This is a genomic window from Candidatus Methylobacter favarea (assembly GCF_902806695.1).
GTDB classification, from domain to species: domain Bacteria; phylum Pseudomonadota; class Gammaproteobacteria; order Methylococcales; family Methylomonadaceae; genus Methylobacter_B; species Methylobacter_B favarea.
Genome location: NZ_CADCXN010000024.1, coordinates 1 through 11,114 on the forward strand (window position 1 = coordinate 1; position 11,114 = coordinate 11,114).

9 protein-coding genes are annotated in these 11,114 nt (G+C 42.4%); all 9 read left to right on the top strand.

What is annotated here, in order from left to right:
- The first annotated feature begins 149 nt into the window (after window positions 1-149).
- Complete coding sequence (locus HUX64_RS02325; protein WP_174624633.1) at window positions 150-1,508, top strand: DUF3987 domain-containing protein; 1,359 nt, start codon at window positions 150-152, stop codon at window positions 1,506-1,508.
- On the top strand, window positions 1,508-1,819 hold the full coding sequence (locus tag HUX64_RS02330; RefSeq protein WP_174624634.1) for a hypothetical protein: 312 nt from the start codon (window positions 1,508-1,510) through the stop codon (window positions 1,817-1,819). Before HUX64_RS02325 ends, HUX64_RS02330 begins: the two co-directional genes overlap by 1 nt.
- 197 nt (window positions 1,820-2,016) lie before the next feature.
- Complete coding sequence (locus HUX64_RS02335; RefSeq protein WP_174624635.1) at window positions 2,017-2,412, top strand: DUF5681 domain-containing protein; 396 nt, start codon at window positions 2,017-2,019, stop codon at window positions 2,410-2,412.
- Entirely contained in the window at window positions 2,409-2,618 is a 210-nt protein-coding gene (locus tag HUX64_RS02340; RefSeq protein WP_174624636.1) for a hypothetical protein, read from the top strand. The genes HUX64_RS02335 and HUX64_RS02340 overlap by 4 nt, the downstream gene beginning before the upstream one ends.
- Window positions 2,619-3,242: 624 nt before the next feature.
- Window positions 3,243-5,903, top strand: coding sequence for a DEAD/DEAH box helicase (locus HUX64_RS02345; protein WP_174624637.1), 2,661 nt, complete (start codon window positions 3,243-3,245; stop codon window positions 5,901-5,903).
- A 129-nt stretch (window positions 5,904-6,032) separates the two neighbouring features.
- Window positions 6,033-7,166, top strand: a complete 1,134-nt coding sequence (locus HUX64_RS02350) for a Fic family protein (protein ID WP_174624638.1) — start codon at window positions 6,033-6,035, stop codon at window positions 7,164-7,166.
- Entirely contained in the window at window positions 7,163-9,268 is a 2,106-nt protein-coding gene (locus HUX64_RS02355; protein WP_174624639.1) for a site-specific DNA-methyltransferase, read from the top strand. Before HUX64_RS02350 ends, HUX64_RS02355 begins: the two co-directional genes overlap by 4 nt.
- A gap of 119 nt (window positions 9,269-9,387) precedes the next feature.
- A complete protein-coding gene (locus tag HUX64_RS02360; protein ID WP_174624640.1) occupies window positions 9,388-10,242 on the top strand; it encodes an ImmA/IrrE family metallo-endopeptidase in 855 nt (284 codons plus the stop codon).
- A 592-nt stretch (window positions 10,243-10,834) separates the two neighbouring features.
- Complete coding sequence (locus tag HUX64_RS02365; RefSeq protein ID WP_174624641.1) at window positions 10,835-11,098, top strand: tyrosine-type recombinase/integrase; 264 nt, start codon at window positions 10,835-10,837, stop codon at window positions 11,096-11,098.
- The last annotated feature ends 16 nt before the right edge of the window (window positions 11,099-11,114 follow it).

Genomic DNA, 11,114 nt, shown 5'->3' on the forward strand with positions numbered 1-11,114 from the left:
GATAAAATTTTGGCGTTTATTGCTTATTTCAATAAAACCATGAGCAAGCCCTTTAAATGGACATACCAAGGTAAGGTTATGACTATTTAACCCAACATTACGGGGAATTTATGGATTGATGTACTAGCGTAGTTCTGAAAACTCCCAGCATGAAAGAGCCTATGCAGCTATTGGAACGCCTACAAGCTGAATATGGCGAACAGTTTGAGAAGGATAAGGCCGGGGCTGAATTTGATGGCCTTGCCAATAAAGCCATGTTGGATGATGTCAAAGGGCAGCTATCCAAAACAGCTAAGGGCGCAGGTAAAGATAGAGCGGTTAACCCTGATGACTTACAAAAACTGAAAGCCGATTACCTGCAATTATCTGAAAGTTCAATACCGGAAGCAACCCGGCGATTATTCAAGACCAACGAAACTAGCATACAGTCAATGACTTTGTTACAGACACAGAACGAGCGCGGTATTTTAGTATTCAGAGATGAATTAACGGGCTTGTTGGTGAAATGGGATAGAGAGGACGGAGCAGACGAACGCGCCTACTTTCTGGAGGGCTGGAATGGTAACTGCTCCTATACTGATGTAAAGATAGGCCGGGGCATAACCGATGCAAAATCAATCTGTATTAGTTTACTTGGCGGCATACAGCCCGACAAGTTAAAGCGGTATCTGTATCAAGCCACCCAAGGGAACAATGATGGCCTAATACAACGCCTACAGCTTGCCGTGTGGCCTGATGAGCCTAAAGACTGGCAGTTAGTCGACACCAAGCCGAACAAGACTGAAAAGCAACGAGCTTTCGATATTGTGAAGACATTAGCTGAACTGGATTTCATACAGTATGGAGCAATCCAAAGCGAGTATGACGAACGGCCTTATTTTAGGTTTGATGATGCCGGGCAAGCCATATTTAATCAATGGCTGACGGAGTTACAGACTATCAAGATTAAGCATGAAGAAGACCCCTTGATGGTTGAACACTTTGGCAAGTTTCGTTCCCTGATGCCATCGTTAGCATTGATATTCCATTGCATAGATATTGCAGACAACAAAGCACGGGGTAATGTAAGCAGCCAGGCGGCACGATTAGCGGTTGATTGGTGTGATTACCTGGAAAGCCATGCAAGGCGCATATATACAATGGCAGAGAGTCCAGAACATGAAGCGGCGGTTCGATTGTCAGATAAGATAAAATCCGGCACTTTATCCAGTTCGTTTAGTGCAAAGGATGTTTACGATAAACACTGGCATGGTCTAAAAGACAAGTCGGAAGTCGAAGCGGCTTGTAATGTCCTGATTGATGAAAACTGGCTGAGAATAACAAGGAAACCAAAGCCAGCGACAGGACGGCCACCTTTACCGGCGTATCAAATTAACCCCTATTTTTCTGCAAAACACGACTACATGGAAGGGGCTAAAGTGGCTAAAGGGGGTTTAGCTACTTTAGCCACCTTGACATATAACGATTTTCAGAATATTTCGCAGTCAAATAACTGGGAGGTTTTCTAATGTCAGCATTGTTAAAGATTAGGGAAGAAGGTTTTGATGTCATTCTCTTTGGCGATGCTTTTAAGGTATCACCAGCAAACGAATTAACCACGAAGCAGCGGGAGTTCTTAAAACGTCACAAAGCTGAAATTATCAACGCTCTGCAAAACCAAGGCGCCTGGATAGAGTTGCCCGACCCAGGCGCGTTGACGGTCACTTGCTACACCCCGGATGGCAAGCCAATCGAAGTACCGGCCGCCAGTCCGGAACATGCAGAGCAATTAAGACTATGGAACCCAAAACTAAAACACAGGAGCAGTAGCGAAGCGTAAACCGCAGGAGGTGACCCCCTAGAAACTGGACAGTAATTTAACGGGCAGCCTAGAGATAATCTGGGCTGCATTTTAGGTAAGCGCTAATAGTGGAGCAGAAACTAATGCCGGGTAAAACAGTATGTTATGTGCAAAGGGTATCATTATTAGCGATAGGCGCCGCTCTAAACACTGATAAAAGCAGGAATCAAACAGACATGACAACACCAAAATTTAAGCCGGGAGTATCAGGCAACCCCAAGGGCAGACCGAAGGACAAAACTCCGGCCACCCTCTTGAGAAAATCCATTATGGGCGACATGCCGGCAATCCTTAACACCCTGGTAGAGTTAGCCAAGGGCGGCGATGTGCAGGCGGCCAAGGTGCTTCTGGATCGCGTGTGTCCTGCCTTGAAGCCGCAAGCTATGCCCATATGCTTGCCGGTTAATGGCACCCTGGCAGAACAGGGCGGCGAAATCATCAAGGCCACGCTGTCCGGACAGATTCCACCCGACCTGGGCAGCCAGTTGATAACCGCCTTGGCGCATCAAGCAAAAATCCTTGAAACCAACGATATTATCAGACGGCTTGAACGCCTGGAATCCAGCACATGAAAAACCTAGAAACACGCTTACAGAACCTGGAAAAATCCAGACCAGGTATTAATTCACTTAGCGAATTATCTTATGAAGAATTGAAAGCGGAGGGGAATAAAATTAAAGCTAAATTAAAAACCTTGCTGGAATCCGGTGATTATACCGGTGATGAAGTGGTTGAAATCAAGCGGGTGCTGGAACGGCTTAATAATTATGCAGACTGAACCTTGAACTGCCGACCCCTGCCCCCTATTGATATGGAAGGCCGCCACCCCGCCTTTCTCTATGCAGACGACCACTTTAGCCGTTGCATATAGGGCACAGGGTAGAGAGACATCCTATATTTTTTAAAATATAGCCATTGTAATCCATAAGCAAGAGGCGACAAAATGAACAAGACCACCCAAGACCAAACCGAGAAAAGAATCCGCACATTAAGTGACTTTATCGGTGCTGTGTCGTGATTCCAGGGGAATAGGCTAATTGACTTGGATACTCCCTGGGGAACAGGGTAAAACCTTGCTTGTGTATAAAAATCGCTATAATAATGCCGTGAGAGAGGCAATCAGTAATTGTTGAACCTTTTCGACTTATTGAAGGAAAGACAAGAGATTAAAAAGTAGTTTTATTGAAATTTGAACGCAATTCAAGAAAAACGACTTTGCGTTGATAACCGACAAGATGGACGGCTATTTGCAACAACCTGGCACTGTTAAAAGCTCGGTATTTGGGGTTTAACAAACGCTAAATAAAAAACTATTGAATTAACGAATAACTACAGAATCATGCAAAAACACATGGGCCGTTCAACAACAGCTATGCGCCGACAGAGCTAGAAGAAAAACCAAATGAAAAAATCCGACCCTTTTAAGATACTTACACCCAATGAACGATGGGCGCCAACGCAAAGCCAAATGGACGCTTTTCAAAACGCCTATGAAAAGTTATTGCCACCCTTAGTTTACAAAATCAGATTGGCAGTCGCAAAATGGAGAGATGAAAACTATCAAGGCGCTTCGGAAACCTCAAAATCATTGTTGAACTTTTGGTTTAATCAAGAACATCTTCTCGGGCAAACCAAATTCAGTTTTTTCTTTTCACAACGTGAAGCCATTGAATCCATTATTTACCTCTACGAAGTAGCCGCCGCTAAAGACAAATACGAACTCATGCGCTTCGATTCTTCGCAACGTGTCAGTACAGGCATGTTTGATGAAACGTGGACACGGTATGTTGTGAAAATGGCGACCGGCGCAGGTAAGACAAAAGTAATGGGATTGACTTTAGTGTGGTCATACTTTCATAAACTCTATGAGGCGGAAAGTCAGTTATCAAAGGATTTTTTGGTCATTGCTCCCAACATCATTGTGCTAAACCGTTTACGCAAAGATTTTGACGGACTGAAAATGTTTTTTGCTGAACCATTTTTTCCCGATAACGGCTTTGACGACAAAGATTGGAAAAACGATTTTCATTTAACTTTACATATTCAGGACGACCTTAAACCCATCACTGAATCGGGCAATATTTTCTTGACCAATATTCACCGGGTATTTTTCAATGAAGAACCTGAACAATCTTTTGAAACGACTTTTTTAGGTGTAAAACCTAAACCTGATGCCGACACTTCAAAAGGCTTGGACTTGGGTAAAGTCATGCGCAGCGACAAGATTAAAGATTTGGTGGTGTTGAATGACGAAGCCCATCACATACATGACAATTCTTTAGCCTGGTTTAAAAGCATTGAAGACATCAGCAATAAACTGAAACTAAAAAATGGCAATGGCATAAGCCTGCAGGCAGACTTTTCTGCCACGCCAAAACACAGTGACGGTAGAATTTTTGTCCAGACCATTTGCGATTATCCTTTGGTGGAAGCCATCAATCAAAATGTCGTAAAGTCGCCGGTATTGCCTGATGAAGCATCAAGACAAAAAATTCAGGAAAAAGAGAGCAGCGATTTTGTAGAACGTTACCGGGATTACATTGATTTAGGTTATCTGGAATGGGAACAGCAGTACGAGGAGTTAAAAACCCATAAAACACCTATCCTGTTCATCATGACCATGAGCACCCATGAAGCAGATCAGGCAGCGGCATTTTTGGAGGCTAATTACCCGAAAATGAAAAATGCGGTGTTGACTATTCACACCAATAAATCGGGTGAAATAAAGGAAACGGCCTCCAGCAAAAAGGACAAGGACAAACTGGAAGCGCTAAGAAAAGCAGCGGACGACATTGATAAAGACCATTCACCTTACAAGGCTGTCGTTTCAGTGTTAATGCTTAGGGAAGGCTGGGATGTACGCAATGTAACCACCGTTGTTGGGCTGCGCCCATTCGGCGCGGAATCCAAAATTTTACCGGAACAAACCATTGGCAGGGGTTTACGGAAAATGTTTTCACTGGATACCCCTGAAAAACTGGTTGTAGTGGGCACCCCTGCGTTTTTGGAATTTGTGGAAAGCCTTAAATCAGAAGGCGTGGAATTTCAATACAGTCCAATGGGCAAAGGCTCAAAAGGCAAATCGCCGGTTATTGTAGAAGTGGATAAAGACAACCCATACAAAGATTTGGATGCGTTGGATATTCCCATTCCGCAGATGAGCCCCAGATTTTACCGGGAGTTTAAAAATTTGGAGTTAATAGATGTAAGCAAATTCAAAAACGACAGGGTAACGCTTAAAAAATTTAACAGCACTGAATTGAAAGAAATCATCTTCAATGACATTGACGGTGATTTTTCTCATAAAACGATTTTCAAAGATACCGTTCCCGATTATCGCAATGTCATCGGGTTTTTTACTTCCGTTATTTTAAAAGACAGCCGTTTGGTCAGTGGTTTTAATATTCTCTATCCCAAAGTGGAAAGCTTTATTAAATACCAATTATTTACCCAGGAAGTGGAATTAAGCGATGCTCAAGCCATGCGCAACCTTTCCGAATTGCACCCAAAAGAGGTTTTGAAAACATCGTTTAAAAAAGCGATTGACGAACTGACCGTTACCGATAAAGGAACAGCAGAAGTTAAAAATTATATTTCCTTAAAACTTACCAAACCGAAAATTGCCGAAAACCAGCCTTTCCTTATTCCAAAGAAATCAGTCTTCAACAAAATTATTGGCGACAATCCTTTTGAATTGGAATTAGCTTCGTACTTAGAAAGCCGTTTTAATGATGTCATTTCTTATGCCAAAAATAGCATGGGTGAAGGCGGAGTCAATTTTAAAATGGAGTATCAAGCCGAAAATGGCAACATACGGGATTATTATCCGGACTTTTTTGTAAAAACCAATGCCAATACTTTTTACATACTTGAAACCAAAGGCCGCGAGGATTTAGACGACCTACGGAAAATCAAACGCCTGGCGACCTGGTGCCAAGACATCAACGCCATACAAAACCAGTACACCTATACCCCTGTGTATGTGAAACAGGAAAAATGGGATGAGGTGAAAAAGGATATAAAATCTTTCAGAGAACTGTGTCTGTTATTTGAATTGCAATAATGCAATGTCGGTGCATCAATATCAATAATTATGGCTGGAACTGCGAATATAAAACTTCATATTTGCAGAAAACACCATAACTGCTATTATGAATTTCTATATTTGCAGAACAAATAAGTAACCAAGGCAATGAATATAAGCAGTTTTAAGTCGGGGAAATCCGTACAGCGCTATCAGTACAAGAGCTTTGAGCCAAATTTGGTAGATGTGGCTTGGCAAATTGACAATGCCGAACTGATAATGCTTTTGAGCCAAGCCAATATTAAACTGGGCGAACTGAATGCCTTCTCGCAACTGATACCCGATGTGGATTTTTTTATCAAAATGCATGTATTCAAAGAAGGTACAAAAAGCAGCCGCATAGAAGGCACTCAAACCAATATTGACGAAGCCATACAAAAAGAAGAATACATACAGCCGGAAAAAAAAGACGATTGGCAAGAGGTTCAAAATTATGTGCAGGCCATGAACCAAGCCATAGAGAGTTTGGAAAAACTGCCCTTGAGCAATCGCCTGTTAAAACAAACCCACCAAACTCTTTTGCAAGGCGTCAGAGGCACCCATAAACTGCCCGGTGAATTTCGGCAAAGTCAAAACTGGATTGGCGGCAGCAGTTTGGCCGATGCGGTATTTATTCCGCCGCACCAGGATTCAGTAAACGATTTAATGGCTGATTTGGAAAAGTTTCTGCACAACCACAATAACCCTGTCCCACCGCTTGTAAAAATAGGCATTGCCCATTACCAGTTCGAAACCATTCACCCTTTTTTGGATGGCAATGGCAGGATTGGGCGTGTGCTGATTACCTTGTTTCTGGTAAGCAACCAATTGTTGTACAAACCGACCTTGTACCTATCTGATTTTTTTGAAAAAAATAAAACGTTGTATTACGACAATCTAACCAGAGTAAGAACACATAATGATTTAACCCGCTGGCTTAAATTTTTTTTGGAAGGCGTCCGCAGCACGTCTGAAAATTCCATACAAACATTTAAAGGCATTATCGCACTGAGAAGCGAGATGGAACACAAAATCATGTCGCTGGGCAAAAAACAGGCCCTGGCAAAATCATTTTTACAGTACCTGTACAGCAAACCGATAACCGATGCCGGCGATGTAGCGGAAGCACTTGCTGTCAATGTTTCCACGGCGCTACGACTGATTGATGATTTTATCAAGTTAAACATATTGATAGAAATCACCGGATTCAAGCGTAATAGAATTTTTGCTTTTGATGGCTACATTCAACTATTTAGATCATGACTGAACAAGACCGCGACCGCATCCTTGAACTCATCAAGGCGGGCGAAAAACTGCCCAAGGAATACATCTACAAACTATTTGCCGATGAAGAAGACGTGTTTCTGTTCTGGAATGGTCGCAAGGAAGAGGTGACCAATATTGCCCTGCCTTTCCACAGCATTGAGCATATCGACGTGCCGCGAAAAGAAGCCGACAGAAAAGGCGATAATTTTGATCTGTTTGCAACCGACCTGAGAGGAAGGCAACAAAAAGGCTGGACCAACAAACTGATTTGGGGCGACAACAAGCTGATTCTTTCCTCCCTGGCAAATGGCCCGATGCGGGAAGAAATTGAACAGGAAGGCGGCTTGAAGCTCATTTATATCGACCCGCCTTTTGCCGTCGGCGCGGACTTTGGCTTTAACATCGAAATAGGCGGCGAAACCGCCGAAAAGAAACAAAGCATCATCGAAGAAATCGCCTACCGGGATACCTGGGGCAAAGGTATCTCATCTTACCTCACCATGATGTACGAACGCTTGAAACTCATGCACAATTTGTTGGCGGAAGATGGAAGTATTTATGTGCATTGTGATTGGAGGGTTGTTAATTATTTAAGGCTTCTACTTGACGATATATTTGGTTCCGGCAATTTTAGAAATTCGATTGCATGGAATTATTCAGGTTGGAATAAAAAGCTGAACTATGGTTTTGAAAAGCGATATGACTCAATTCTTTTTTATGGCAAAAGTAATAAACAAATTTTCAATTCCTACTTTGAAAAATGGGACTCGAAAGAAGAATATGTCAAAAGAAGAAAACAGAAACCGCTGATTGAAGAAGGAACAAAAAGAGAATATGTATTATCAGACGGAGGCAATGGGACAAGAATAAAAAGGTATTTGGATGAAGCAATCGCTGAAGGTGTAGTTGTTGATGATGTTTGGTCATTAGACAAACTAAATAACTCTGCAAAAGAAAATGTTGATTATCCCACTCAAAAACCGGAAGCCTTATTAGAACGAATTATCAAGGCCAGCAGCAACGAAGGCGACTTAATCGCCGATTTCTTTTGTGGCAGTGGCACTACCGCAGCGGTTGCTGAAAAGCTGGAGCGTAAATGGATCACCACCGACTTGGGACGGTTTTCAATCCATACCGCACGTAAACGCTTGATAGGCGTACAAAGAGAACTACAGGCTAGCGGCAAGGATTTCAGGGCGTTTGAAATTCTAAACTTGGGCAAATACGAACGTCAGTTTTTTATGGACGACCTGACCAACGGTAAACGCAAAGCCAAGGAAGATTTGTATATGGATTTAATCCTGGAAGCCTACAAAGCCAAACGCATTGAAGACCACAGAACTCTACACGGCAGCAAGGCAGGCCGCTTTGTCAATGTCGGCCCTCTGGATGTGCCGGTAACGCAAAGCCGCTTGATGGATATTTTTGAAGAATGCCGCCAAAAACTCTATACGCAAGTCGATGTCTTAGGCTTTGAATTTGAAATGGGTTTAACGCCACAATTTATTCAGGAGCTCAAGGAAAAGGGCGTTTCCGTAACGCTTAAATACATACCCAAAGAGGTATTCGACAAAAGAGCCGTAGAAAAAGGCCAAGCAAAATTCTTCGATGTCGCCTACCTCAATGCTAAAGTGCATCAAAAAGCCAACAGTGTGCAAATTGAATTGACCGATTTTGTGACCCATTACACCCAGGACGATATTGAAGAACTGCAACAATCCATGCGGGCAGGAAGCAAGGTTGTCATTGAAGACGGGCAAATCATCAAAATCGAAAAGGATAAAAACGGCATTATTAACCGGACCGTCCTGACTCAAAACTGGTACGACTGGATAGACTATTGGGCGATTGATTTCAACTACGAAGACAAACAAGAAATCATCAAAGTAAAAAACGACAAAGGCGAAACAGTTGAAAAGTGGACAGGCAATTACCTGTTTGAAAACGAGTGGCAGAGTTTCCGCACCAAGAAAAATCCTAAGCTTGAATTTACCAGCATAGCCCACGAATACCAGCAACCAGGAAAATACAAAGTAATGGTCAAAGTGGTGGACATTTTGGGAATTGACACGAGTAAAATCATTGAAGTGAAATTATGATGGCCGCTTCCACTTGAAATATTCTTCTGTGTAAAACAGCGTCTAATATTTACCACTTTCAGCCTCCATTTTTACAAGTTCATACACCAGTAAATATTAAACAAGCAAGGAGTCATTAAATGGATGATTTAAACAATAAAGACGAACGCTCATTATTGACCCAATTGCTCGAGGATTCAAAGCTTTACAAAGAAGGGAAAAACTTTAAGGAGTTACTCGATTTTGTAAATAGTCTCAGCAATTTTGCACCCTTTAATGTTTTCTTACTCCATATTCAGAAGCCGGGGTTGATGTTTGCAGCGTCTGAACATGACTGGAAAAAAAGATTTAATCGCACGCTAAAAGAGGGAGCAAGGCCGCTTCTTATTTTATGGCCATTTGCGCCGGTGGCCTTAGTTTATGATGTGAAAGATACCGAAGGCGACGATTTACCAGTCGATGTTGCCCAGGCATTCAGGGCTACAGGTGGAATGACAGCAGAGCGCATTCAAGCTTTTATAAAGAAGCTTATGAGACTGGGTATAGATACGAAGTTGATTGAATATGGCGAGTGGCATGCAGGCCACATAAAAAGGCCGGAACATGACTTAAAAGTCATCAATCAGCCGATGCAGGAAAAAGAAAAGCCGAATTATCTGATTAGGTTAAATAAGAATCACGATGCTAACGTCCAATTCGCTACATTAGCGCATGAGTTGGCTCATCTTTACTTGGGGCATTTAGGCGCGGATAAATGTTTAAAGATACCGGAGCGGTTGAATAAATCTCTTAACGCGAAAGAACTGGAGGCGGAATCTGTGTGCTACATTGTCTGTCATCGTAATAATGTTAAACCAAATTCCGAGGCTTACTTGACGAATTTTGTAGATAATAAGTTGCAAGCTAAAAACATGGATTTATATGCCTTGTTAAAAGCAGCAGGCCAGATCGAAACCATTCTTAATTTAGTCGAGCACACCAGTTTTAAAGATTAATGATGAATCCATCCACTTTACACAAATCGATGAAGGTCAGATTAAATTGATTTCTGTATTAGGTTAGGCCCTTTTACATGAGAACCATAGATGTTGATCCCTATACTGCACTGGATGAGGATTGAAGAGTGTGTTCAGAGTACCCAACCCAAGAGTGATAACGTAAAGATCGAGGCAGGTAATACCGGCTTTTTTGTACCCAAAATTCAGGCAAGTATTGCGGTAGTATTGTCAAAATAAGAGGCAAAAACTAAAATAGTGACACCATTAGTGACATTCACTGCTACATTATTTTTTAGTGCTTAATAATCAATTATTTACAGGCTAATTATATACCGGCCCTCGTACCAAATGTAGGTTCAGAGCCGTGCAAAGAAATACATAAACCCGCAAGTCATAAGGCTTGGCGGGTTTTTTATTGTCCGAAGAAATCCAATGAAACACAGCAGTATCCAATAAAAGGTGTTACCTCATTTGTTACCTTGTCTATAATTCTTATAAAAAAGATAACAAATGAGAGGTAGCAAATGGCGGTTAATCCTAACAAAGATACTGATTACCGGGCTGCGCAATCCCTGGCGATGGACGGCCTATGTCGGACGGCACCATCCGCACGGCGCTTAAATCGCTAGGCCTTGATTCGGACGTGATGACGGTGCACGGATTCAGAACCACCGCCTCAACCCTGCTCAATGAACAAGGCTGGAGTCCGGATGCGATAGAAAGGCAATTAGCCCACGCGCCAAGGGATGCGGTTCGAGCTGCTTATAACCGGGCGCAATACCTGGATGAGAGGCGACGCATGATGCAAAGCTGGGCTGATTATTTGGATAGTTTAAAAAAGGCGCAGAAGTAATCCCATTTAGGCACAT